This is a genomic window from Aquabacterium sp., assembly GCF_004297345.1.
In the GTDB taxonomy this organism is placed as follows: domain Bacteria; phylum Pseudomonadota; class Gammaproteobacteria; order Burkholderiales; family Burkholderiaceae_C; genus Aquabacterium.
In genome coordinates this window covers 1-24,005 of the sequence record NZ_SCTN01000362.1, presented here as the reverse complement: position 1 = coordinate 24,005, position 24,005 = coordinate 1, and the positions used below count along the sequence as shown (strand labels likewise).

The following is a 24,005-nucleotide window of genomic DNA, read 5'->3' as shown; positions in this document are numbered from 1 at the left end:
GGGCCATGCGCGAAACGCGCGGGGCGCAGTTTAGTGCGAGTCAGGCGGGCCTTTGTGCAAGGCCGTGTAACGGCGCGACGCCCCCCTCAGGCAGGGGGCCTCGTGGCGTCAGATCAGTCCCATGGCGTATAGATGCGCCATCAGTTGCGCCGCGCCCAACCCCAAGATAAAGCCCAAGCCTATCCACAGCATGGCCGACAAGGTCCGGTTGGTGCGGCGCTGCTCCTGCAGCATGGCGTGAAGATCGCGGCGCAAGGCTGAGTCGCCCTGTTCCAGGTTCTTGTGGATCAGGCGTGGCAATTCCGGCAGCAATTTGGCGTAGCGCGGGGCCTCGCGCTTGAGGCGCTCGAACAAGCCGCGCACGCCAACCTGCTCGTGCATCCAGCGCTCCAGGAATGGTTTGGCTGTGCTCCACAGATCCAGATCCGGATCCAGCTCGCGCCCCAGGCCCTCCACATTCAGCAGTGTCTTTTGCAACAGTACCAACTGGGGCTGGATCTCGACATTGAAGCGCCGCGAGATCTGGAACAGGCGCATCAGCACCTGGCCGAGCGAGATTTCCTTGATCGGGCGATCAAAATAGGGCTCGCACACGGTACGCACGGCGCCTTCAAGCTCATCGACGCGGGTGTTGGGGGGCACCCAGCCACTCTCGATGTGCAGTTCCGCCACGCGTTTGTAGTCGCGGTGGAAGAAGGCCACGAAGTTCTGCGCGAGATAGTCTTTATCGACTTCGGTGAGTGTGCCGATGATGCCAAAGTCCAGCGCGATGTAACGCCCGAAGCTGATTGGATCCAGGCTGACCTGGATGTTGCCCGGGTGCATGTCGGCATGGAAGAACCCGTCGCGGAAGACCTGGGTGAAGAAGATGGTGACGCCGTCACGCGCCAGTTTCTTGATGTCGACGCCAGCTTCGCGCAGCCGCTGCATCTGGCTGATGGGCACGCCCTTCATGCGCTCCATCACCATCACGGTGGGCGTGCAGTAGTCCCAGATCATTTCGGGCACGAGCACCAGGTCGAGGCCGTTCATGTTGCGGCGCAATTGCGCGGCATTGGCGGCCTCGCGCACCAGATCAAGCTCGTCGTGCAGGTATTTGTCGAACTCGGCGACCACCTCGCGTGGCTTGAGGCGTCGGCCGTCGGCCCAGATCCGCTCGACCCAGCTAGCCAGTGTGCGCATCAGGGCCAGGTCGTCGTCAATGACGTTGAGCATGCCGGGGCGCAGCACCTTGACTGCTACTTCACGCCCATCGTGCAGCACGGCAAAGTGCACTTGCGCGACAGATGCCGAGGCCACCGGGTCCGCATCAAACTGTTTGAACACGGCTGCGATGGGGCGTCCGAGCGCCTTTTCCACCAGGCGGACGGATTCGTCGCTGGGGAAAGGAGGGACGCGGTCTTGCAGGCGCGCCAACTCATCGGCGATGTCGGGTGGGAGCAGGTCTCGCCGGGTAGACAGCATCTGCCCGAACTTGACGAAGATGGGCCCCAGGTGCTCCAGGGCTTCGCGCAGGCGCTGACCGCGGGGGGCATTCAGCCGTCGGCCGAAGGACAGCACGCGGGCCAGCGCGCTCAGGCCCGGACGCCGAAGGCTGTCCAGGAAAAGGCCATCCAGCCCGTATCGCAGTGCGATCAGGCCGATGTAGGCGGGGCGAAACAACGCGCGCATCGGCAATCAGCCGTTCTTTAGCGGGAAGCGCCGGGGCGGCCACCGGCCTGCGGGCGCCAGCGCTGCAGGTTCTGCTTGATGCTTTCCCCGACGGCGCGCAGCAGTTCAGCAGGGGTGTTGCCCAGCCAGCGCGCGATGTCGTCCTGCACGTCCCAGCGCAGGTTTTTCATCATCCAGGAAGCGACCTCCGCCAAGGCCGCGTCACCCTCGATGTTGACTTCGGGGCGTTCGCCGCGCAGAGCCTGACGAGCCATCGTGAGCGGATCGGCCAGGCGGACGGTGATGATCAGTCCGCCAGAAGGTGTGACATTTGTATCGGCTTGCACGGCGCTTGACGTGCTCTCAACCGCTTCAAACAGGCCGGCTGGCGTGATCACGAATCGCCAGGGCGCTGGTTGCCAAGCCCCGCTTTGGCCGCCGCTCAAGAAGGCCGGCAGAGGCGGTTTGAACGACGAGTCCCAGCGAATATCGATGGTTCGCCCAGTGTGGGCCTGCAGTTTGGCCGTGGCCACGGGTTCGCTCGACACGATGTGGTTGAGCAGCAGCGTCAGTCTCGGCAGCGCGAGTTGACCGATCCAGGAGAGAGGGTGAGGTGCCATGGTGCCAATTGTAGGTGCGCCCCGACACCCCCCGGAAACTCGTGGGGAACAGGGGGGGAATCCGGGGCAAGGTGTCATACTTTTTGGTCCACAATGTCTCGCTGGCCTTTTGCTTGAGGGTCCTTCATTCGTCACGTGTTCTCCGATCATGACGATTGCGCCAAAAGTGCAATCGTCGTGGCGCTTTCCGGGGCTTGGGGCGAGCCCCTGGTATTCATGTTCAACAATCGAAATTACAACCGCACGTTTTTCAGCGCTCCGCAATCGGTGACATCTTTCGTGGCGGCTTTTCTGGAGCCGTCCATCACCGTTGCCTCCCTTCTGGGGGCGTTGGCCTATTTCAACGAGCCCGTGATGCGCGCGTCCATGGCCTTGTGCCTGTTGGTGTTTGCGCTCACCTTTCCGGGGCGAAACCGTTTCACGGATTCCCGCCTGGAAGCTGGGGTAGACATCGTCAGCTCCTGGGTGTCCATGCTGGCCATCCTGTGGTTGTGCGGTTACGCCACCAACAGCCTGCAGTTCTTCGATTTCGATGTGATGCTGGCCTGGGCTGTGCTCACACCCTTGTATCAATGGATTGCCGTTCTGATTGGCAAGGCGATCATCAAGCATCGCTCCTCCCTGCCCAATGCGCGGCGCAAGGCGATCGTGGTGGGTGCGGGCCCGCTGGGTGGCAAGGTGGCGCGTGCGCTGCAAAGCAACCCGGATCAAAGTACCGAGTTCATCGGCTACTTCGATGACCGCACTGACAGCCGCGTGCTGCCCGAGGCCGTAAGCATGCGCCTTGGCGGCCTGCGTGACGTGGCCAACTACGTGTATGCGCATGGCGTGCACGAGGTCTACATCACGCTGCCACTGGGTTCCCAGCCGCGTATCGTCGAGTTGCTGGAAGCCGTGCAGGGCACGACCGCTTCCCTTTACTTCGCGCCTGATGTGTTCGGCATCAGCATCATCCAGGGACGCCTGCAGGATATGAATGGCGTGCCGGTTGTCGGCATCTGCGAAACACCTTTCACGGGGACCAATGACCTGGTCAAACGCGTGTCCGACATCGTGCTGGCCAGCATCATCCTGGTGCTGATCTCGCCCATCCTGATTGCCTTGTCCATCGGGGTGAAGCTCAGCTCCCCGGGCCCTGTGGTCTTCAAGCAGCGCCGCAATGGCCTGGACGGCGAAGAGATCATCGTCTACAAGTTCCGCTCCATGCGCACGCAAGATAACGGCGCTGTGGTCAAGCAGGCCACCAAGGGCGATTCGCGCATCACGCCATTTGGTGCGTTCATCCGCAAGACATCTCTGGATGAGTTGCCGCAGTTCATCAACGTGCTGCAGGGCCGCATGAGCATCGTGGGGCCTCGCCCGCACGCTGTGGCGCACAACGAGGAATACCGCCGCCTGATCAAGGCCTACATGGTGCGCCACAAGGTGCGCCCCGGCATCACAGGCTGGGCCCAGGTCAACGGCTTGCGCGGCGAAACAGAAACCATCGAGAAGATGCAGGCTCGGGTCGAATACGACCTGGAATACCTGCGCAACTGGTCCTTGGGATTGGATCTGCAGATCATCATCCGCACGATCCGCCTGATGATTTTTGACCGTAACGCATATTGATCACAGCTGAGGTGCACGTGAAATCAAACAAGATGATGTTCTTGCGTCCGTCCTTGCGTCCTGTTGCGCTGGCCGTTGCCGCCGGCCTGTCTCTGGGGGCCATGGCGCCAGCACAAGCGGGCGAGGACGATACGCCGCTTTATCTCAGCTTGGCTCACGATATTACCCGCGACAGTAATTTCTCGAGGGACAGCAATCGCCAGGCCGAGACCATCAACAGCACGGCGCTTCAGGTCGGCATCGATAAGGCTTATGGCCGCCAGACCTATACCGGATCTGCCAAATTGTCCAAGCTGAAATATGCGCACTATGGCGATCTGTTGAATAACGATGGCAAAGACATCAATGGCGAAGTAGCGTCAGAGTTTCTCCGCGATTGGCGCGTGGCGGTTGGCGGCGCGTTCAATCAGAATCTGAATGAGATCCAAAATAATCAGGACGTCACCGATCGTGTGTCGCGCAATATCCGAACCTATCGGGATGGAAATATTGCCCTGCAGTATGGCGTAGGTGGGCTGCTTGCCGTGATGGCAAACTACGACACGAACAAGACTGGCTACTCCGCTGATCGTTACAAGAACAATGAATCGACTCAGCACAGTAATGGGTTGCGTCTGACCTATTACAGCACCGATCTGTTCAATTACTTCATCGGGCAACGGCTGGTTCGAACGAACTATCCTAACAATCTGTATAACAAACAGATTGATGACGCCAATACTGATGTGGGTGCAAACTGGCAGGTCACGGGTTTGAGCAACTTGAATGCTACGCTGACTCGGCGAACCTCCGTGTTCAGCAGCACGCATGACCAGCCTGTGCACGGTTGGACTGGCGGTTTGAACTGGCGATATACACCGGCTGGCATCGTGACTTATGGTGTAGGCCTGCAGCGAGCCACAGGTGCTGACCGTGCGAAATCGTCGTCGGCAACGATCAATGCTGATGGTCTGACTTTAAAAGACTACAGCGTCAACAACAACAGCGTGAACACGATCTTGTCTTTGATGGCTAAAGCGCAGTTGACTGGCAAAACTTCCCTGACAACCAACTATGGCTTGACGCGCTTTGCTGTCGATAACAAGAACGTCAACATGCAGTGCAACAGCCAGGGGAATCTGCCATCTTGTTCGGATACTGGTGTGCCGGCTGATCAATCCAGCAGTATTGCGCACGTGACGACGCTGGGGCTGAACTATGCGGCCACGCGCAGTGTCAATCTGGGATGTTCCTATCAGAAGTACAGCCAGACGGTTGGTGCAGGTCGCGTGGCTTACGACGGCCACTCGGTTGACTGCTCGGCCAGCCTGACCATTGATTGATGGAGTAACCACAGCGTGGCTTGTATCCTGTTGACCGGCGGCACTGGCTACATCGGTTCGCACACCTGGCTGGCCTTGCAAGAGGCTGGATTTGACGTGGTGGGCGTTGACAGCTTTGTCAACAGCTCGCCTCTTGTGCTGGACAGACTGGAGAAGATCGGCGGGCGCAAGCCGGTTTTCGTTGAAGGCGATGTGCGTGATCAGGCTGTTCTGAACCGTTGCTTCGACGTGGGCCAGGCGCAGTTCGGGGGCATCAAGGCCGTGGTGCACTTTGCCGCCCTCAAGGCGGTTGGTGAATCCATCGAACGCCCGCTGGATTATTTCGAGAACAACATCGGCGGCATGCTTGCCGTGTGCCAGGCGATGCAGCGCCACGGCGTGCCCCATATCGTGTTCAGTTCTTCCGCTACGGTATACGGCAAGCCTGAGAAGTTGCCCATCACCGAAGACTCGCCTTTGCGCGTCACCAATCCCTATGGTCAGACCAAGCTGCTGGGCGAAGAGATGCTGCGCGAACTGGAGCGCTGCGATCCGTCCTGGCGCGTGGCTTACCTGCGGTACTTCAACCCGGTCGGTGCCCACCATAGCGGCCTGATTGGCGAAGATCCGCGTGGCGTGCCCAACAACCTCATGCCTTATGTGGCGCAGGTTGCCGTGGGCAAGCGCCAGCATCTCAATGTCTTCGGCAATGACTACAACACGCCAGATGGCACGGGTGTGCGTGATTACATCCATGTCTGTGATCTGGCAGAAGGCCATGTGGCGGCACTGCGGTATCTGTTTGACAAGCAACAGTCCCTGACCGTCAATCTGGGTACCGGCCAAGGCTACAGCGTCCTGGATCTGGCTCGTGAGTACGGCAAGGCTGCTGATCGTGAGATCCCGCTGGTTTTTGCGCCGCGCCGCCCCGGTGATGTGGATGCCTGTTATGCCGATCCACAACATGCGTTTGAGACGATGGGTTGGAAAGCCGTCAGAGGCCTTGATCAGATGTGCATTGATTCCTGGCGCTGGCAATCCACCAATCCGAATGGTTTTGAGGGTTAACCTCCGGTGATGTGATTCAAATCGCGCACCGATTTGTTATGGTTCAAGTATGAAATACGCTTTGCTTCCTGTGATCATGGCTGGTGGTTCCGGCACCCGCCTGTGGCCACTGTCTCGTGCGCTGTACCCCAAGCAGTTCCTGGTGCTGCAAGGCAACCAGAGCTTGTTCCAGCAGGCGCATCTGCGTTTGCAGGCGCTGGGTTCCGACGACATTGAGGTCGGCAAGCCTTGTGTTGTGGGCAACGAGGAGCATCGCTTTCTGGTGCTCGATCAGTTGCGCGAGTTGAAGGGTGAGCCTTCCTCGTTGTTGCTGGAGCCTGTTGGTCGCAACACGGCACCAGCCGTGACCCTGGCTGCCTTGCAGGCTACTGCGGACGGCGCTGATCCGATCCTGGTGGTCACGCCGGCTGACCAGACAGTCACCAATGAAGCGGCGTACACCGAAGCGCTGCAAAAGGCCGTGCGAGCAGCTGCCAATGGTGACATCGTGATCCTGGGCATCACGCCTGATCGCCCAGAGACTGGTTTTGGTTATATCCGCACGGCACAAGCCGATGCGAACGGTGTGCGTGCTGTGGCCGCCTTCGTCGAGAAGCCGAACCTGGAAACCGCCAAGTCCTATGTGGCTGATGGCGGCTATTTCTGGAACAGCGGCATGTTCGTGATGAAGGCTTCGCGCTGGCTGGCCGCGCTGGAACACTTCCGCCCTGATATCGCCAAGGCCACGCTTGAATCCTTTGCCGTGCGCACGACCGATGCCACTTTTGTGCGCCCTGGCAAGGCCGAGTTTGCCTCGGTGCCATCTGAGTCGGTTGACTATGCGGTGATGGAGCAGTGCCCCGCCAAGCCCGAGAGCGGCTTTGTGGTGCGCATGGTGCCGCTGGACGCAGGCTGGTCCGATCTGGGGGCCTGGGATGCCGTCTGGCAAGTCAGCGAACACGACGACAAGGGCAATGCCTCCCAAGGTGATGCCTTGTTCCAGAACAGCAGCAATACCTTGGTGCACGCCACCAGCCGTTTGGTGGCTGCTGTGGGCCTGGACAATGTCGTGGTGGTCGAGACGCCGGATGCCGTGCTGGTGGCCGATCGCAACTGCAGCCAGGACGTGAAGAAGGTCGTGGCGACGCTGGACAGTGCCAAGCGCACAGAGGGCACGCTGCATCGCCGGGTGCATCGCCCCTGGGGCTGGTATGACTCGATCGATTCTGGCCCGCGCTTTCAGGTCAAGCGCATCATGGTCAAGCCCAAGGCTTCACTGAGCCTGCAGATGCACCATCACCGCGCAGAGCACTGGATTGTGGTGAGCGGCACGGCTGAGGTCACCAATGGCGACAAGGTGCTGATGCTGTCAGAGAACCAGTCGACCTACATCCCGCTGGGCACGGTGCACCGTCTGGTCAACCCGGGCACGATCCCGCTGGAGATCATCGAAGTGCAATCGGGCAGCTACCTGGGTGAGGATGACATCGTTCGCTTCCAGGATAACTACGGTCGTTCTGCGTGAGATTGCATCCGACTGCTTAAGAAAAAAGCCACCGTTGATCGGTGGCTTTTTGTTTGTGCGCGTGCTGTGTCGCTGGTCTGGTGCGCGTCAGGTACGCAAGTGCATCAGCAAATCCATGGGATGCGCCACGATCACATCGGCATCCCAGGATTCGATCTCACCGTTGTGGCCGATGTAGCCCCAAGCAGCGGCGGCACTGGGCATGCCGGCCGCCTTGGCTGCCTGGATGTCGCGCAGATCATCGCCCACATACAGCACAGAGGCGGGCGACACGCCCATCTGCTCGCAGGCCGTGAGCAAGGGCAAGGGGTGGGGCTTGGCGTGGGCGGTGGAGTCGCCGCTGATGATGACGGCGGCGTCTTCTCGCAAGCCCAGGCCATCCATGACGGGCAGGGTGAAGCGGTGCGGTTTGTTGGTGACGACGCCCCATTTCAGTCCGCGTGTGCTCAGCTCGTACAGCAGATCTGACATGCCATTGAACAGGGCCGTGGTGTCGGCCAGGCAGGCCGTGTACGCGTCCAGGAAGGCTTGCCGGAGTGTGTCGAATTCGGCGTCACCGGGATGGATGTCCAGGCCGACACCAATCAGGCCGCGTGCCCCGGCAGAAGCGTAAGGACGAAGCACATCCAGTGGCATCGGAGCCAGCCCACGCTGGATGCGCAAGTGGTTGAGCGCGCCGCCCAGGTCTCCCGCTGTATCGGCCAGTGTGCCGTCCAGATCGAACAGCACAGCAGTAGGTGGGCATGCCCATTGGATGCTGCCCGGCTTGAAGGTGGCGTCGATGCGCATCACGAGGCCAAAGGCTTGCGGCAGGCCACCATGTAGTTCACGCTGGTGTCGCCCGACAGCCAGTAGCGGCGGGTGATGGGGTTGTATTCCATGCCCTTGAACTGCACCAGATCGAGATGGGCCTCGCGGATCCAGCGTGCCAGTTCTGCGGGACGGATGAAGCGCGCAAACTCGTGCGTGCCTTTGGGCAGCAGCTTGAGCAGGTACTCGGCGCCCAGGATCGCAAACAGGTAGGCCTTGGGGTTGCGGTTGATGGTCGAGAAGAAGACCCAGCCACCAGGGCGGGCCATCTCCATGCAGGCGCGCACGATCGACGAAGGATCGGGCACGTGCTCGAGCATTTCCATGCAGGTGACCACGTCGAACTGGCCTGGCTGCTCGGCGGCCAGTGCTTCGGCGGCGATGCTGCGGTAGTCGATGTTGGCGATGCCCGCTTCCATGGCGTGCAACTGGGCCACTTTCAGGGGCTTGTCTGCCAGGTCCACGCCCAGAACATTGGCGCCCTTGCGGGCCATGGATTCGGCCAGGATGCCGCCGCCGCAACCCACGTCCACCACGTTCTTGCCCTTGATGGCGGCGAACTGGTCGATCCAGTCCAGGCGCAGGGGGTTGATCTCGTGCAGGGGGCGGAATTCGCTCTCAGGATCCCACCACTTGTGGGCCAGGTCGCTGAATTTGGCGAGTTCTTGGGGGTCGGCGTTCGTCATCATGGGCGTGATGCTACCCAAATGCCGGGCCGGTTCTGCGATTCAGCGCTGATTCTTCGAGGTTTTTTGATGCTGACCAGCCTTTGATCAAGCCTTGATCTGCTTGATGCGGCGATAGAGCGTGTTGCGGCTGATACCCAAGCGGCGTGCGGCTTCGGACATATTGCCCTGCGTGGATTCCACGACCTGCTGGATGGCCAGATCCGACAGGCGGCGCAGATTGGCGTCGGGGCCGGGGGTCATGGACACGGTGGCAGGTGGCGGCTCATGGCCTGGCGCGGCCGATGTATCCGTCTGGCTGGCGTCGTGGCGGGCCCCATGCCGAGGCTCTTGCTGATGCAAAGGTGCTGCCCGCAAGTCGGCCACCATGTCTTCCGGCAGGTGATGCCAGTCCAGGGTGCGCTCATCGGGATCCAGCAGGGCGCAAACCGTGCGCAGCAAGCCGTGCAACTGGCGCAGATTGCCCGGCCAGGGGTAATGGCTCATGGCCTGCATGAGGCCCGGGTGGACGCTGTCCACGGGGGCTCGCCGCATGTCCGCACAGAGCTGATCGAGCATCTGGCGCACAAGGGTGTCGAAGTCCTGCCGCTCGCGCAAGGCTGGCAGCGAGACCGTGAGCCCGTTGAGCCGGTAGTACAGGTCTTCGCGGAAGGTGCCGACGGCAATGGCATCACGCAGCTTGCGGTGTGTGGCGCACACCAGCACGAAGTCAACAGGCTGTGGCTTGCTGCCGCCCAATGGCATCACCACCTTGTCTTGCAGCACACGCAGCAGGCGGGCTTGCAGTGACAAGGGCATGTCGCCGATCTCATCGAGGAAGAGGGTGCCGCCATCGGCTTCGCGGATGCGGCCTGGCGAGCCTTCGCGGCGTGCACCCGTGAACGCGCCGCCCACATAACCGAAGAGTTCGGCTTCGATCAGGGTTTCGGGCAGCGCAGCGCAATTGACGGCCACGAAGGGCTTGTGGGCGCGGTCGCCCTCGGCATGCAAGGCACGGGCGAACACCTCCTTGCCGCTGCCTGATTCACCTTGCACCAGCACGGCAATGCCCTGGGCTTGAACGCGTCGAGCGCGATGCAGAGCGTCCTGAAGGCGGGGGTCTGCTGGCGCCGGGGTATCGGGGGGGGAGGTCGGTGCATTCTGGCGAGGCGTGGTCTCGCGAGGCGTGTTCTGGCGCGCATTGCTGGACAGGGGTGACACGTCTGCCGATGGCATGCCGGACGAGGCGGCCATGTTCAGCACGGGGCGTTGCCTTGGGTCCATGCGGCCGAACAGGGCGCGATCGCCCGGTGTGTGCAGACGCATGATGCGGCCCGGCGGCATCAGCCGGCTCTGGATCCCGGTGAGCTGATCCAGCGTGCCTGTGCCGATGCGTGTTTCATCCAGGCCCAGCCATTGTTGTGCCAGGGCGTTGGCGCCTACCACCCAGCCGTCGTCCGACAAGGCCACCAGGCCTTCGCCGACGGCGCCCAGGCCTTCTGGCAGGTGATGCAGGCGCAGGATCTGATCGCGGCTATGGCGCGCGTGAAAGAGCCGGTCTTCGATCATGCGGGCAGCCGAGCGCACCAGGGCGAAGGTGTGGGGGTGGTGCGCGCGTTGATCGCCCGAGATGTCGAGCACACCTTGCAGCCGGCCTGCGGAGGTACGCACCGGGGCTGCGGCACATGTCAAAAAGCTGTTGCGCTCCAGATAGTGTTCGGCGCCATGGATCACCACCGGGCGTTGGTCAGCCAGCGCGGTGCCGATGGCATTGGTACCGCGGTCGGCTTCGTGCCACAGGGCGCCAGGGCGCAGGGCCACGCGGTCGGCGCGGTCTACAAAATCGGTGTCGCCCAGACTGTGCAAAAGCAGGCCCCCGGCATCAGACAGGACCACCAGGTTGCCACTGCCTTGCATCTGGTCGAACACGAACTCCATGACCGGGCGAGCGTGGGCCAGAAACTCGCGTTGGCGCTCCAGGGCTTGTTTGAGGTCTGGTGCACTGCACAAGGGTTGATCGGGCAGCATGTCCACCGGGCTGAGGCCCGCATGGTGGCTGCGCTGCCAGGAGCGGCTCAGGGATTCGCTCACCATGCCTTGAGGGACTTCGCCATGTTCCAGCATCCAGCGGCGAGCTTGTTGAAGCTCGGTCGCGGAGGGGCGATGTTCAAGGCGTTGGGGCATGAAGCGATGGTGCTGGTTGGACGCAACCCGCGCAGTATCGCCCCGCATCAGGGGTGACACACCCGTAGTCACCCTGTGTCATTTCGGGACAGTGTGAGCAAGTGGCGCAAGTGCGATGACACAGGGGTGACAGTTTCGGACGCCGCATGAAAACCAGGCATCCAGGCCGGGCAAAACCAATGCTGGCCGGGTCTGGCGGGCGTTTTTCACCGGGCGCAAAGACCGTGCCTTATCCGGACGAACCCCAGATGGCACACGCCGTGCGCTGTAGAGGGCATGAGCCCGGTCGCACAACAACCGGGGATCTGTGTGTGTGAACCAGGAGACTGACATGATCTACGCCCTCCCCGGAGCAGCCGGCGCCCCCGTGGCTTTCAAGAAGTGCTACGACAACTTCATCAATGGCAAGTTCGTGCCGCCGGTCAGCGGCCAGTATTTCGACGTGATCACGCCCATCAATGGCCTGGTCTACACGCAGGCCGCACGTTCTCAGGAAGCCGATGTGGAACTGGCGCTGAACGCCGCCCATGCCGCATCAGCAAAATGGGGCGCCACCTCGCCAACCGAGCGGGCCAACATCCTGCTGAAGATTGCCGATCGCCTGGAGCAGAACCTGGAGAAGCTGGCCTACGCCGAAACCATCGACAACGGCAAGCCCATCCGCGAAACGCTGAACGCCGACATCCCGCTGGCTGTTGACCACTTCCGCTACTTCGCGGGCTGTGTGCGCGCTCAGGAAGGCTCGCTCAGCGAGATCGATGGCAACACCATCGCTTATCACTTCCATGAGCCGCTGGGCGTGGTCGGCCAGATCATCCCCTGGAACTTCCCCATCCTGATGGCGGCCTGGAAGCTGGCCCCAGCACTGGGCGCCGGCAACTGCGTGGTGCTCAAGCCGGCTGAGTCGACGCCTGTGAGCATCATGGTGCTGGCCGAGCTGATCGCCGATCTGCTGCCACCTGGCGTGCTCAACATCATCAATGGCTATGGCCGTGAAGCCGGCATGCCGCTGGCCAACAGCAAGCGCATCGCCAAGATTGCGTTCACCGGTTCGACCGCAACCGGCCGAGTCATTGCCCAGGCCGCAGCCAACAACCTGATCCCCGCCACGCTGGAGCTGGGTGGCAAGAGCCCCAACATCTTCTTTGATGACGTGATGGCCGAAGACGATGCCTTCCTGGACAAGGCCATCGAAGGCATGGTGCTGTTCGCCTTCAACCAGGGCGAGGTCTGCACCTGCCCCTCACGCGCCCTGATTCAGGAATCGATCTACGACCGCTTCATCGAACGTGCGATCAAGCGTGTGGCCGCGATCAAGCAAGGCAGCCCGCTGGACACCGACACCATGATGGGTGCGCAAGCTTCGTCCATGCAGATGGAGAAGATCATGTCCTACCTGCAGGTGGGCAAATCCGAAGGGGCACAAGTGCTCATCGGCGGCGACAAGGCCGAGCTGGGTGGTGAGTTGAGTGGCGGCTATTACATCCAGCCCACGCTGTTCAAGGGCCACAACAAGATGCGCATCTTCCAGGAAGAGATATTTGGCCCTGTGCTGGCCGTCACCACATTCAAGACCGAGCAGGAAGCGCTGGAGATTGCCAATGACACGCCTTATGGGCTCGGTGCTGGTGTTTGGACACGCGATGGCAGCCGCGCTTACCGATTTGGCCGGGGTATTCAGGCTGGCCGTGTATGGACCAATTGCTACCACGCTTACCCGGCTCACGCCACGTTTGGCGGCTACAAGGAATCGGGCATCGGGCGTGAAACGCACAAGATGATGTTGGACCACTATCAGCAGACCAAGAACCTGCTGGTCAGCTACGACCCCAACAAGCTGGGCTTCTTCTGAAGCCGACGCTCAAGCTACAACGATTTGTTGTGCCGGGCCGGGATGTTCTGCCGCCTCCACAAGGGGCGTCGGGGCTTCCCGTGCAGGCCTGTGACACACGGGCTTGAATCGGCGATGGTGGCGGGCTGATCCCCGCTGCATCTTTTTTCAGGTTTTCCTGGTTATCCGCGACTTCAGTCTCCTCGACTGATTGGAGGGCCCTTGAGCCCTCCTTTTTTATTGGGTACCCGACTTGTGACACAGTTCGGCCTGAGTTGAATCTGGAGTCACCAAGACATGAGCACCGTCGTCGCCTACGGCATCCCCAACTGCAACACCGTCAAGAAGGCCCGCACCTGGCTGGACGAGCACGGCGTGGCCTATACCTTCCACGATTACAAGAAGCAGGGCGTGCCAGCTGATCGCCTGGATGCGTGGATCAAGGCCGTGGGCTGGGAAGTGCTGGTCAACCGCCAGGGCACGACCTGGCGCAAGTTCGATGACGCGACCAAGGCTGGTGTGGTGGATGCCGCCAGCGCCAAGGCGCTGATGCTGGCCAATGCCAGTGTCATCAAGCGCCCGGTGGTAGAGCAGGCCGGCAAGGTGATCTGCGTGGGCTTTGATGAAGCCAAGCTGGCTTCGCTGGCCTGAGCTTGCCGACGCCTGGTTAGCCGGCGCTGTTCAACGGCCCAGCAGCTTGAGTCGGTTGGCCTGGCTCAGGTAGAACTGAACAGGATCCGGCGCGCCTTTGCCGATGAGGCCGAAGACATGGTTCATCTCGTCGATGTGGTTCCAGGGGTAGTCATCGCGGATAACCTTGCCCAGGTGGGCCGCACAGGCGATCACGGCGCCATCACTGGGCTCTGAGGTCTGCTGCATGGCCGCATCCGAGATGTCCCAGGCATTGGTCTTGACGCCTTGCCCCGTGGCCGAGAAGTAGTAAATGCCGTTGACGAGGTTGGCGCCTTGGCCGCAATAGCTGGCGGGCAGGCCTGCGGGGAAGCGTTTGGCAAAGTCATCCAGTTCCGCTTTGAGGTTCAAGGCGCTGGCGTCTTGCGGCAGGTTCTGATGGCCGGAGATCCAGGCCACAAAGGAGCCGGCGAACTGCACCATCGACGCATAGTTGGCCACGAAGGCGGTGATGTTGCTCTCGGCGGCTTGCGCGTCAGTCATCACGGTAGGGCCGGCCATGGTGGTCACGCTGGCGACCAGTTCAGGCGCGACGCCAGCCACATACCGGCTGGTCGGGCCACCCTGGCTGTGGCCGATCAGGTTGAATTTCTTGACGCCATCTGCCGCAGCCCATTGCTTCATCTGCTGCAGCAACTGCTCGCCACGCACGGAACTGGAGTTCACTTCTGACAGCGCGGCGACATAGACCTTGGCGCCGTTCTGGCGCAGCTTGTCCGGCACCTGGTAGAAGTAGTCCACACCCAGGATGTCCTTGAAGCCCATGAAACCGTGCACCAGCACGATGGGGTACTTGGTCGCGGCAGTGGTACTGCTGGTTGCGGCTTGTGAACTCAGGCTGGAGAGGGCGCTGATGGCCCCCACGGCGGCAATCAGGATGGAGCGAAGGAAGCGCATGTGGTTACCCGTAATATTGTTAGTCAGGGTAACAATATTGCAAGCAAAACGGACGCCATCCAATGGTGGATACCATGGTGCGAATTCACGCCAACAGGGTGAAGGCGGCGTGAGCCTGAACCTGGCCGTTGATCTGGATGTCCACCGCATGCGGGCCGGGGTAGTAGCGCCGCGTGCTGACTGGCTTGAAGCTGTGGACCTTGCGCCAGACCAGTTCTTCGCCCGGTTGAAGTGTCAGGCGCTTGCCTTTGAAAGTCTTGGGCGAAGTCTCGCCGTTGGCCTTGAGGTGGTGAATGCGGTAGTCCAGCTCCAGCGTCTGGGCTTGCCGTCCTGTGGCCTTCAGGTGCACTTCCAGCGTCAGGCTGTTGCCCACGCTCACGTCTGCATGCACACGCTTTGGTTTGAGCGACAAGATGACCTCACCCTGGAACGCCTCACCCAGACCCCATGCCGACATCACCCCATGGTGCCCGCTCTTGATCAGTGAGCGGCATGCATGCCGGAGCAGCTTGACGCGGGCTGGTGGCGCATCCGGCAGATGTTGTGCCAGCCATTTCACGAGGATGTCCGGGTGGTCCTTGGCGATGTCATTGAGGTGATTGGCCACGCTGCGGCGCACGTACTCGCTGGGGTCATCCTGCAAATGCAGCAAGAGCGGCAGACACGGGGAGGGATCGCGCACCAGATCCTGCAGACGCAAGCCCCAAGGCAGGCGAGGGCGGCTGCCTTCACTGGTCAGGCGGCGCACGTGGGCGCTTGGATCCCGCGCCCATTCATGCAGGGTGGCAAACACCAGCTCAGGGTGCGCCACGATGAAAGGGCGAATGGCGAACTCGGCCGTGAAGCGTTGGGTGAAGGCATGCAGCGCAGCCAGCGCACGATGCGGGTGCTGCTGGCCATGTCTGGCCACGTACTCGCCATAAGACCACAGCACCCAGCCGGCCACACCGCTGTCGTCGGTCTTCAGCGCACCCAACTCCTTGTCCGGATCATGATGGGCGAGCGGCGCAGCCACGGGTTTGAGGCTGGCTTGCAGGATGCCCGTGGCCTCATCGAAGTCATCGGGCAGGCTGGCATGCAAGGCCTTGTAGATGTGCACGGCGCGGTCTTTGAACTCCAGCTCATTCAGCCCCTGATGGGCCTGCTTCTTGAAAGTGGCCAGATCAAAGCGAGGTGACACCCGCTGCAGGTGATGGGCCGTTTGGCTCACGACATCGGCGTTGAGCAGGTTCTTGAAGGGTTCCATGATGCGAAGTATTGATCTAGGGATAGATGCTGCCATGTGCGCTGCCTAGACTGGACCGTATCCACAACAGCAGGTCAATCCGAAACACATCATGGCAAGCACACCGAAGACCGTCTCGAAGAAGACCGTGAAGGCAGACAAAGCCGCCGATCCGCTCAAGCTCGCGGGTATGAAGGCCGTGATTGATGACGCCTGCCTGGCTGCGGTGTCCAACAGCACTGGGCCTGTCGATCCTCTCAACCACGCGGCTTTTTTGAAGAGGCTCAAGGCGGTGCAGAGCAAGTTCCCTCCGGTCTACGAGCAGTACTACGTGGAGCCCTACATCAAGACGATCACGAACCTGGGGCAGACCAAGTTCAATCAGGTGCTCAAGCGTGATCCCAAACGCGAAAGCGATGCGGGCTTGATGCTGGACCTGGGGCAGGCCATCTTGCAACATGGCGAGGGCTTCGCCAAGGCCTCGACACGGGCCTTTCAGGAGTTCATCTCAGACTTGTACGATGGCTTCCTCAGTGCCGAAGATCGGCGTGGTGTCAAGCAGCCCGACCTGGGTGTGATCCCGCCTCTGGCCAAGTGGGGCAACCCGGATGCCGGCCCCTATACCTGGCCGGTGGATGCCGCATCGTCATTCGGCGTGGAGGCGGCGGTGGTCAACATGCCACCGGCGAATGCCGAGCATGGTCTGGTCGCCTGGGCCGCGTTGGGCCATGAAACCGCGGGCCATGACATCCTGCATGCGGATGACGGTTTGCAGGCCGAGCTGGCCGAGATGCTGCGCACCAACCTGGCTCCACTGGGGCAAGGCCTGTCCGACTATTGGGCCGATCGCATCGATGAAACCTCATCGGACGTGATGGGTATCCTCAACCTGGGGCCGGCTGCAGGCATTGGTTTGATCGCCTATTTCCGAGGACTGGGCAAGGCCTACGGGCAGCCCGCGAAACTAGGCAGCACAGGCTACGACGATGATCCGCATCCAGCCGATATCGTGCGCGGCTATCTGGCCGCCGAGGTCGTGGCCCTGCTGAGCTTTGCCGATCACACGGCGTGGGCCAAGTTGATCGCTGCCGAGACTGACAAGGACTGCGGCACCGTCGTGCTGGCTGGCAAGACCATCACGGCTGCCGTGGCGCGCAAGTCAGCCCGCATCGTCGCCAAGACTTTGGTCAAGGGCAAGGCCAAGGCGCTGGAGAACCATGCGCTGGGCGACATCCAGGGCTGGGCCGATTCGGATGAGGCCATCGTGCAGGCCATGCGTGCGCCCTTGCGCGACGGCACGCCGCTGCCGCCCACGCCCGGTGGCAAGAAGCTGTACGCGGCGCATCTGGTGTCGGCGGCCGTCATGGAAGCCCTGGCCTCCGGGCAGAACCTGGGCACCTTGCAGGCCAACCTGATCAAGGCGCTCAATGGGCTGCACGACGCCAACCCATCGTGGGGGCCGCTGTTCATTGCCCACCCGGGGCAGATGCGACGCGATTACTTCGTGCCAGCGGCTTTACGCCGCTTGCAGCGAGGCAGTTGACGACGCGTCAGGCCGCGAGCAGTTGCCTGAGCACAAACGGCAGGATGCCGCCGTGCTGGTAGTAGCTCACCTCGATCGGGGTGTCGATGCGCAGCAGCACGGTGACGGCTGTCTGGCTGCCATCGCTGCGCTCGATGACGAGCTTCGCATCGGCTTGTGGCTTGAGTTCCTTCCCCAGGTCGATGCTGATCAGCTCATCACCCTTGAGCCCGAGCGATTGCCACGAGTCCTCACCCTTGAACTGCAATGGCAGCACACCCATGCCGACCAGATTGGATCGGTGGATGCGCTCGAAGCTGCGCGCCACCACAGCCTTGATGCCCAGCAACTGCGTGCCCTTGGCCGCCCAATCACGGCTGGAGCCCGTACCGTACTCCTCACCGCCGAAGATGACCGTCGGCGTGCTCTCGGCGATGTACTGCATGGCCGCATCGTAGATGAAGGTCTTCTGCCCACCCGGTTGCACCAGCGTCAGGCCACCTTCTTCGCGGCTGCCATCGGCATTGGCCGGCAGCATCAGGTTCTTGATGCGCACGTTGGCAAAGGTGCCGCGCATCATCACCTCATGGTTGCCGCGGCGTGAGCCATAGCTGTTGAAATCGGCCTTGCTCACGCCGTGCGCCATCAGATACTGGCCGGCAGGCGAGGCTTCCTTGATCGCGCCGGCGGGCGAGATGTGGTCGGTGGTGATCGAGTCGCCGAACAGGGCCATGATGCGGGCCTTGTCCACGCCGAGCCTGGCGAGCTTGGGCGTGGTTTCGAACTGGTCGAAGAACGGCGGGCGAGCGATGTAGGTGCTCAGGGGCCAGTTGTAGACCTGGCCTCCGTCGTTTGCATATTGACCCTTGATCTTTTTCCACAGCTTGCCGGGCTGGCTCTTGACCTTCTCATAGTTGGCCTTGAAGGCCTTGCCGTCCATGGCGTACTTCATGAGTTGGTAGATCTCGTCGCTGGTCGGCCAGATGTCGCCCAGGTAGATGTCCCGGCCACCCTTGCCTTTGCCAACCGGCTCGGTCATCAGGTCGCGCGTCACGTTGCCGGCAATGGCGTAGGCCACCACCAGTGGCGGGCTGGCCAGGAAGTTGGCCTTCAGGTTCGGGTGGATGCGCGCTTCAAAATTGCGGTTGCCCGACAGCACGGCCGCGCAGACCAGATCATTGCTGGTGATGGCTTCGTTGATCTCCGGTGTCAGATCGCCGGCATTGCCGATGCAGGTGGTACAGCCATAGGCCGCGACATTGAAGCCCAGCTTTTCCAGATAGGGCAGCAAGCCGGCCTTCTCCAGGTATTCGGTGACGATGCGCGAACCCGGCGCCAGTGAGGTCTTCACGTGCGGCTTGACCTTCAGACCAGCCTCCACCGCCTTCCTGGCCAGCAAGCCTGCAGCCAGCAGCACACCTGGGTTGGAGGTGTTGGTGCAGGAGGTTATGGCGGCAATCAGCACGTCGCCGTTGCGGATGTCAACGCCGTTGCTGGTCTTGAAGACCTGGTCGAGCTTGTCTGCGGGCTGGTTGAAGCCGTTGTCAGCTGTGGGCTTGGCAAACAAATCCGCGAAGGTGCGGCTCAAGGCACCGATCTCGATGCGATCCTGCGGGCGCTTGGGGCCGGCCAGCGATGGCGCCACGGTGCCCAGATCCAGCTTGACGACACTGGAGTAGTTGATCACGCCGTTGGATGAAGAGGCACCTTTGCTGCCGGGCACGCCAAACAGCCCCTGCGCCCTGAAGTAGGCCTCGAAGGCTTCGATCTCGGCCTTGCTGCGGCCGGTGCCTTTGAAGTAGTCGATCGTCTTGTCATCAACCGGGAAGAAGCCCATGGTGGCGCCGTATTCAGGGGCCATGTTGGCGATTGTGGCCCGATCGGGCAGGGCGAGCGAGGCGGTACCCTCGCCATAGAACTCGACGAACTTGCCCACCACCTTCTGCTTGCGCAGGATCTCGGTGATGGTCAGCACCAGGTCGGTGGCGGTGACGCCTTCGCGCAAACGGCCGGTCAACTCCATGCCCACCACATCGGGCGTCAGGAAGTAGACGGGTTGGCCCAGCATGCCGGCTTCGGCTTCGATGCCGCCCACGCCCCAGCCCACCACGCCGATGCCGTTGATCATGGTGGTGTGGCTGTCGGTGCCGACCAAGGTATCGGGGTAGGCCACGCCATCCTTGGTCTGGTGCACGCCGCGCGCAAGGTATTCGAGGTTCACCTGGTGCACGATGCCGAAGCCCGGCGGCACCACGCCAAAGGTGTCAAAGGCCTGCATGCCCCATTTCATGAACTCGTAGCGTTCGGCATTGCGCTCGAACTCGATCGTCATGTTGAGGTCCAGCGCCTTCTTGTTGCCGTAGTGGTCGATCATCACGGAGTGGTCCACCACCAGGTCAACGGGCACCAGGGGCTCGATGCGCTTGGGGTCCTTGCCCTGGGCCTGGGCCACGTTGCGCATGGCCGCCAGATCGGCCAGCAGGGGCACGCCTGTGAAGTCCTGCAGCACCACGCGGGCGACCACGAAGGGGATCTCGTCCGTGCGCTCGGCCTTGGGTTGCCAGTTGGCGAGCTGGGCCACGTGCTCGGCCGTGACCTTCTGGCCGTCGCAATTGCGCAGCACCGACTCCAGCACGATGCGGATCGATACCGGCAGCTTGTGGATGTTGGGATGCAGCCTGGCCAGTTCCGGCAGGGAGAACAGCTTGAGCGATTTGCCCGAGGCTGTCTTGAACGATTTCAGGGTCTGTGCAAAGGCGTGCGAAGGCTGGGGGGCTTTGGCCATGTAGATTGCTCCGTCTGAAATGGGCTTGTTTCTGAGGAAAGCTCATTTTGGCAGTTGGCGCGCTGAGGCGACAATATGCCGCTCAAGTGGCCACGTTACCCAAGCAGGATCAGCTCCCGTGTTCAGCAAGCAGTTCAATCCACAGTCGTCCCCTCGAGGGCTACGTCGACAGTCTGGCGCGGCCGACTGGTTTCTGATCGCCATGGTCGGGGCCGTCTTGCTGGCCTCTGTCGCCCCGCAATGGGGTCGTAGCGAAGGGGTCTTGCACTTGGGGCGGGTCACCGATGTGGGTGTCTTCCTGTTGTTCTTCCTGCATGGCATGGGCCTCTCAACGGACAGCCTCAAGACGGGTGCGACACGCTGGAAGCTGCACGTGCTGGTGCAGGCCAGCACCTATGTGCTGTTTCCCCTGTGGTGGGGGGCTTTGTCCATGTTGCTCGGGCGTTGGGTGCCGCACGATCTGCTGATGGGCTTTTTCTATCTGGCCGTGTTGCCATCCACCGTGTCATCGTCCGTGGCCATGACGGCCTTGGCTCGCGGGCATGTGGCAGCGGCTGTGCTCAATGCCACCCTATCGACCTTGCTGGGCGTGTTCCTCACGCCGCTGCTGGTCAGCGTGGTCATGCAAGGGCAGGGGCATGATCTGGATGTGGGGCATACGATGGCCAAGGTCGCGCAGATGCTCTTGCTGCCTTTTGTGGCCGGGCATCTGCTGCGCCCGCTGTTGTTGAGCTGGTTTGCGCGCATCAAGCCGATCACGAATATCTTTGACCGTGCGGTGATCGTGTTGCTGGTGTGGTCGGCCTTCAGTGATTCCGTGGCCGATGGCCTGTGGACGCGCCATGGCCCTTTGCTGCTGGCGCAGGCCATTCTGGGAGCGGCGCTCTTCCTGGCGCCCATGCTATGGGTCACGCGGCGCATGGCCCGGGCCATGGGCTTCGAGGTGGAAGATGAAATCGTGGCCGTGTTCTGCGGCTCCAAGAAGACGCTGGCCTCGGGCATGCCCATGGCCAAACTGCTGTTCGGCGGCAGTGCGGCGATGGGCGTGCTGATCCTGCCCATCATGCTGTATCACCAGCTGCAGTTGTTTGTCTGTGCGGTGATGGCCCGGCGTTACGCTGCGCGGGCAGCGAAGTCCATCGTCAGCGCTTGACGCGCGGGCCCTGGCCCTGTTGGGGCTCAGTTGACGCGGAACACCTGCGAGGCACGCACCAGCGTCTGAGCCTGACGCTGCAAGGATTCGGCTGCTGCGGCAGCTTCTTCCACCAGGCTGGCGTTTTGCTGCGTGGCGCTGTCGATCTGCCCGATGGACTGGTTCACGCTGGCGATGTCGTCCGATTGCTCGGCCGTGGCCACCGTGATCCCATGGATCAGTTGCGTGACCTGTGCCACGGCATGAACCACCCGGTTGATGGTCTCGCCGGCTGCTTCCACCTGGCGTGTGCCATCGCCTACCTGCTCAACCGAGTTGCTGATCAGATCACGGATTTCTTTGGCGGCTTGCGAGCTGCGGCGTGCCAGCGAACGCACTTCTGAGGCCACGACCGCAAAGCCTCGGCCTTGCTCACCAGCGCGGGCGGCTTCCACCGCGGCATTGAGCGCCAGGATGTTGGTCTGGAACGCGATGCTTTCGATCAACTGCGTGATCTCGGTCATTCGTTGCGATGAGCCTTGAATGCCTTGCATGGCTTCGATCACCTGGCCGACCGCTTCGCCGCCTTGTTCGGCGACGGCGGTGGTCTCTTCACTGACCTGGGCCACTTCGCGCGCGGTATCGGCTGTCTGCTTCACGTTACTGGTCAGCATGGACATGGCCGCAGTTGTGCGCTCCAGGCTGCCTGCCTGCGTGTCTGTGCGGGTGGAGAGGTTGTTGTTGCCCGCCGCGATGTTGGCAATCGCTTGCTGGATGCCATCTGTTTCGCAGCGCACATCGTTGACGAAGGCGCGGGTGTTCAGGTTGGCCTGGCGCAATCCGCGCATCAGCATGCCCACCTGATCGGTTCTGTCTGACCAGATGTCCTGGGTCAGGTCGCCTGCCGACATGTTGTTGATGAAGCGGATGGCTTCGTTGAGCGGTTGCGTGACCGTCACATCCAGCAGCTTGACCATGGCCGCAGACAACAGGGCGCCCAGACCAAGTTGAACCCAGGGCAAGAGGCGTGGAGGCAGACCCAACCAGGATGGCAGCAGCATCAAGGGCAGGATCACCGCCATGGCCACGGCCACGCGCCCCGTCAGGTGCACCCGGCCAAATTTGCCGAATACGTCACGCAAGCCGAAATAGCGCACCCGCCCAGCGTGCAACTTGAAGGTGGGCTGGGCCAGCTTGCGCTCTTCAATCAGCTTTTGATACAGCGCGGCCGCACCCGTGATCTGTTCGCGCGTTGGCTTGGTCCGCACCGACAGGTAGCCAATGGGCTTGCCACGGCTCATCAAGGGCGTCACATGGGCCTGTACCCAATAGTGATCGCCGTTCTTGCGGCGGTTCTTGACGATGGCCGTCCAGGAACGACCAAAGCCAATCGTGTGCCACATGTCCTTGAAGGCCTCATGAGGCATGTCCGGGTGGCGGATCAGGTTGTGCGGCTGGCCGATCAGCTCGTCTTGCGTGTAGCCGCTGACGCGTATGAAGGCGGCGTTGCAGTGCGTAATGACCCCCTGGCGGTCCGTCATGGACACCAGCATCTCCTGCTCAGGGTAGTCATACTCTTGCCCCGTGACGGGCAGGTTGAGACGCATGTGACGAACTCCGGGACGCGCAACAAGGCGATTAGACTTGGCCGATTCTGGCCGGATTCTCCCATTGCGCAGGGCGGAATCAGTTCGTCTTTTCGGCCGCATTTCTTGACTGTTGAGTGATTTATGCGTCCCTTGTCCGGATCAGGCCTCCCGTCTGCCACGCCTGATGTGATTTACAGCCCACCGCCTGACGAGGGCCTGGACGTGATTTATCACGATGAGGCCATGGTCGTGGTCAACAAGCCGTCCGGCTTGCTGTCTGTGCCGGGCAGAGGGGATGGGCGCGAGGACTGCATGGTCAGCCGGGTGATGCTGGACTTCAGTGATGCCCTGATCGTGCACCGTCTGGACATGGCCACTTCAGGCCTGCTGGTGCTGGCGCGCGGCGAGGACATGCAGCGGCGCTTGAGCATGCTGTTTCAGGACCGACGGGTGAGCAAGCGCTATGTGGCGCTGGTGCATGGTTTGATGAGCCAGGATGCGGGCGAGGTGAACTTGCCTTTGATCACCGACTGGCCTCACCGGCCCAAACAGATGGTCTGCCACGAGCGAGGCAAACCTTCTCTGACGCGCTTCAGTGTCGATTCCCGTGATGCGCAACTCTGGCAGACGCGTGTGTCGCTGGAGCCCGTGACCGGGCGTTCCCACCAGTTGCGGGTGCACATGCTGGCCAGCGGGCATCCCATCGTGGGTGATCCCTTGTATGGCGACGAGGCGCTGCAGTCCGCCTGGCCCCGGTTGATGCTGCATGCCAGCGAGATCACCTTGCCCCATCCGGTAACGGGGGTTGACCTGGCATTGCGTTGCCCGGTGCCTTTTTGAGCCTCACCTGACGAGAGACAGGGCCTTGCGTTTCAGAATCTTTTACGCCCTGTGATCATGGCGTGCAGCAAGTTTTCTTTC

Annotated in this window: 18 protein-coding genes; 9 read left to right on the top strand and 9 right to left on the bottom strand. The window is 61.7% G+C overall.

Annotated elements, in window-relative coordinates; all coding sequences use genetic code 11:
• Positions 1–108: 108 nt before the first annotated feature.
• A complete protein-coding gene (gene ubiB, locus EPO09_RS13595) occupies positions 109–1,671 on the bottom strand; it encodes a ubiquinone biosynthesis regulatory protein kinase UbiB (RefSeq protein WP_290643860.1) in 1,563 nt (520 codons plus the stop codon).
• Positions 1,672–1,688: 17 nt separating this feature from the next.
• Positions 1,689–2,270 carry a hypothetical protein gene (locus EPO09_RS13590; RefSeq protein ID WP_290643859.1) on the bottom strand — a complete coding sequence of 194 codons (582 nt, stop codon included), beginning with the start codon at positions 2,268–2,270 and terminating at the stop codon, positions 1,689–1,691.
• Between the two features lie 216 nt (positions 2,271–2,486).
• Here EPO09_RS13590 and EPO09_RS13585 point away from each other — a divergent pair, with 216 nt between their 5' ends.
• Genes EPO09_RS13585 through EPO09_RS13570 form a run of 4 tightly spaced genes read left to right on the top strand, consistent with a single transcriptional unit; the run spans position 2,487 to position 7,754 of the window.
• Entirely contained in the window at positions 2,487–3,881 is a 1,395-nt protein-coding gene (locus EPO09_RS13585; protein ID WP_290643858.1) for an undecaprenyl-phosphate glucose phosphotransferase, read from the top strand.
• 17 nt (positions 3,882–3,898) lie between these two features.
• Positions 3,899–5,203 (top strand): hypothetical protein, encoded by a 1,305-nt coding sequence (locus tag EPO09_RS13580; RefSeq protein WP_290643857.1) that lies wholly within the window; start codon positions 3,899–3,901, stop codon positions 5,201–5,203.
• A gap of 15 nt (positions 5,204–5,218) precedes the next feature.
• The gene (galE, locus tag EPO09_RS13575) at positions 5,219–6,250 is read left to right on the top strand and encodes a UDP-glucose 4-epimerase GalE (RefSeq protein WP_290643856.1); all 1,032 of its coding nucleotides are present in this window, start codon (positions 5,219–5,221) and stop codon (positions 6,248–6,250) included.
• 49 nt (positions 6,251–6,299) lie between these two features.
• Positions 6,300–7,754 carry a mannose-1-phosphate guanylyltransferase/mannose-6-phosphate isomerase gene (locus tag EPO09_RS13570; RefSeq protein WP_290643855.1) on the top strand — a complete coding sequence of 485 codons (1,455 nt, stop codon included), beginning with the start codon at positions 6,300–6,302 and terminating at the stop codon, positions 7,752–7,754.
• 87 nt (positions 7,755–7,841) lie between these two features.
• On the opposite strand, the gene gph is transcribed toward EPO09_RS13570, so the two are convergent.
• From gph to EPO09_RS13555, 3 genes are all read right to left on the bottom strand, one after another.
• Positions 7,842–8,543, bottom strand: coding sequence for a phosphoglycolate phosphatase (gph, locus tag EPO09_RS13565; RefSeq protein WP_290643854.1), 702 nt, complete (start codon positions 8,541–8,543; stop codon positions 7,842–7,844).
• Positions 8,543–9,253, bottom strand: a complete 711-nt coding sequence (gene ubiG, locus EPO09_RS13560) for a bifunctional 2-polyprenyl-6-hydroxyphenol methylase/3-demethylubiquinol 3-O-methyltransferase UbiG (RefSeq protein WP_290643853.1) — start codon at positions 9,251–9,253, stop codon at positions 8,543–8,545. The genes gph and ubiG overlap by 1 nt, the downstream gene beginning before the upstream one ends.
• Positions 9,254–9,337: 84 nt before the next feature.
• The gene (locus tag EPO09_RS13555) at positions 9,338–11,413 is read right to left on the bottom strand and encodes a sigma-54-dependent Fis family transcriptional regulator (protein ID WP_290643852.1); all 2,076 of its coding nucleotides are present in this window, start codon (positions 11,411–11,413) and stop codon (positions 9,338–9,340) included.
• A gap of 331 nt (positions 11,414–11,744) precedes the next feature.
• Here EPO09_RS13555 and adh point away from each other — a divergent pair, with 331 nt between their 5' ends.
• Together adh and EPO09_RS13545 are read left to right on the top strand one after the other, a co-directional pair.
• Positions 11,745–13,265 carry an aldehyde dehydrogenase gene (gene adh / locus EPO09_RS13550; RefSeq protein WP_290643851.1) on the top strand — a complete coding sequence of 507 codons (1,521 nt, stop codon included), beginning with the start codon at positions 11,745–11,747 and terminating at the stop codon, positions 13,263–13,265.
• Between the two features lie 276 nt (positions 13,266–13,541).
• A complete protein-coding gene (locus tag EPO09_RS13545) occupies positions 13,542–13,895 on the top strand; it encodes an ArsC family reductase (RefSeq protein WP_290643850.1) in 354 nt (117 codons plus the stop codon).
• 30 nt (positions 13,896–13,925) lie between these two features.
• On the opposite strand, the gene EPO09_RS13540 is transcribed toward EPO09_RS13545, so the two are convergent.
• Entirely contained in the window at positions 13,926–14,831 is a 906-nt protein-coding gene (locus tag EPO09_RS13540; protein ID WP_290643849.1) for a triacylglycerol lipase, read from the bottom strand.
• Positions 14,832–14,916: 85 nt separating this feature from the next.
• Complete coding sequence (locus EPO09_RS13535; protein WP_290643848.1) at positions 14,917–16,077, bottom strand: DNA alkylation repair protein; 1,161 nt, start codon at positions 16,075–16,077, stop codon at positions 14,917–14,919.
• Positions 16,078–16,168: 91 nt separating this feature from the next.
• On the opposite strand from EPO09_RS13535, the gene EPO09_RS13530 reads away from it, so the two are divergent.
• Positions 16,169–17,599, top strand: coding sequence for a hypothetical protein (locus tag EPO09_RS13530; RefSeq protein ID WP_290643847.1), 1,431 nt, complete (start codon positions 16,169–16,171; stop codon positions 17,597–17,599).
• A 7-nt stretch (positions 17,600–17,606) separates the two neighbouring features.
• On the opposite strand, the gene acnA is transcribed toward EPO09_RS13530, so the two are convergent.
• On the bottom strand, positions 17,607–20,363 hold the full coding sequence (gene acnA / locus EPO09_RS13525) for an aconitate hydratase AcnA (RefSeq protein ID WP_290643846.1): 2,757 nt from the start codon (positions 20,361–20,363) through the stop codon (positions 17,607–17,609).
• A 193-nt stretch (positions 20,364–20,556) separates the two neighbouring features.
• On the opposite strand from acnA, the gene EPO09_RS13520 reads away from it, so the two are divergent.
• Positions 20,557–21,516, top strand: a complete 960-nt coding sequence (locus tag EPO09_RS13520) for a bile acid:sodium symporter family protein (RefSeq protein ID WP_290643870.1) — start codon at positions 20,557–20,559, stop codon at positions 21,514–21,516.
• A 26-nt stretch (positions 21,517–21,542) separates the two neighbouring features.
• Here the strand turns inward: EPO09_RS13520 and EPO09_RS13515 are convergent, their stop codons facing one another.
• Entirely contained in the window at positions 21,543–23,102 is a 1,560-nt protein-coding gene (locus tag EPO09_RS13515) for a PAS domain-containing methyl-accepting chemotaxis protein (protein ID WP_290643845.1), read from the bottom strand.
• A 123-nt stretch (positions 23,103–23,225) separates the two neighbouring features.
• Here EPO09_RS13515 and EPO09_RS13510 point away from each other — a divergent pair, with 123 nt between their 5' ends.
• Entirely contained in the window at positions 23,226–23,924 is a 699-nt protein-coding gene (locus tag EPO09_RS13510; protein ID WP_290643844.1) for an RluA family pseudouridine synthase, read from the top strand.
• The last annotated feature ends 81 nt before the right edge of the window (positions 23,925–24,005 follow it).

Excerpts from the sequence above, each read along its gene's own strand:
- EPO09_RS13570 (WP_290643855.1), top strand. The coding sequence starts at position 6,300 with ATGAAATACGCTTTGCTTCCTGTGATCATGGCTGGTGGTTCCGGCACC.
- EPO09_RS13545 (WP_290643850.1), top strand. The coding sequence starts at position 13,542 with ATGAGCACCGTCGTCGCCTACGGCATCCCCAACTGCAACACCGTCAAG.
- EPO09_RS13585 (WP_290643858.1), top strand. The coding sequence starts at position 2,487 with ATGTTCAACAATCGAAATTACAACCGCACGTTTTTCAGCGCTCCGCAA.
- acnA (WP_290643846.1), bottom strand. The coding sequence starts at position 20,363 with ATGGCCAAAGCCCCCCAGCCTTCGCACGCCTTTGCACAGACCCTGAAA.
- EPO09_RS13530 (WP_290643847.1), top strand. The coding sequence starts at position 16,169 with ATGGCAAGCACACCGAAGACCGTCTCGAAGAAGACCGTGAAGGCAGAC.
- ubiB (WP_290643860.1), bottom strand. The coding sequence starts at position 1,671 with ATGCGCGCGTTGTTTCGCCCCGCCTACATCGGCCTGATCGCACTGCGA.
- EPO09_RS13540 (WP_290643849.1), bottom strand. The coding sequence starts at position 14,831 with ATGCGCTTCCTTCGCTCCATCCTGATTGCCGCCGTGGGGGCCATCAGC.
- EPO09_RS13590 (WP_290643859.1), bottom strand. The coding sequence starts at position 2,270 with ATGGCACCTCACCCTCTCTCCTGGATCGGTCAACTCGCGCTGCCGAGA.
- adh (WP_290643851.1), top strand. The coding sequence starts at position 11,745 with ATGATCTACGCCCTCCCCGGAGCAGCCGGCGCCCCCGTGGCTTTCAAG.
- EPO09_RS13535 (WP_290643848.1), bottom strand. The coding sequence starts at position 16,077 with ATGGAACCCTTCAAGAACCTGCTCAACGCCGATGTCGTGAGCCAAACG.
- EPO09_RS13515 (WP_290643845.1), bottom strand. The coding sequence starts at position 23,102 with ATGCGTCTCAACCTGCCCGTCACGGGGCAAGAGTATGACTACCCTGAG.
- gph (WP_290643854.1), bottom strand. The coding sequence starts at position 8,543 with ATGCGCATCGACGCCACCTTCAAGCCGGGCAGCATCCAATGGGCATGC.
- ubiG (WP_290643853.1), bottom strand. The coding sequence starts at position 9,253 with ATGATGACGAACGCCGACCCCCAAGAACTCGCCAAATTCAGCGACCTG.
- EPO09_RS13510 (WP_290643844.1), top strand. The coding sequence starts at position 23,226 with ATGCGTCCCTTGTCCGGATCAGGCCTCCCGTCTGCCACGCCTGATGTG.
- EPO09_RS13555 (WP_290643852.1), bottom strand. The coding sequence starts at position 11,413 with ATGCCCCAACGCCTTGAACATCGCCCCTCCGCGACCGAGCTTCAACAA.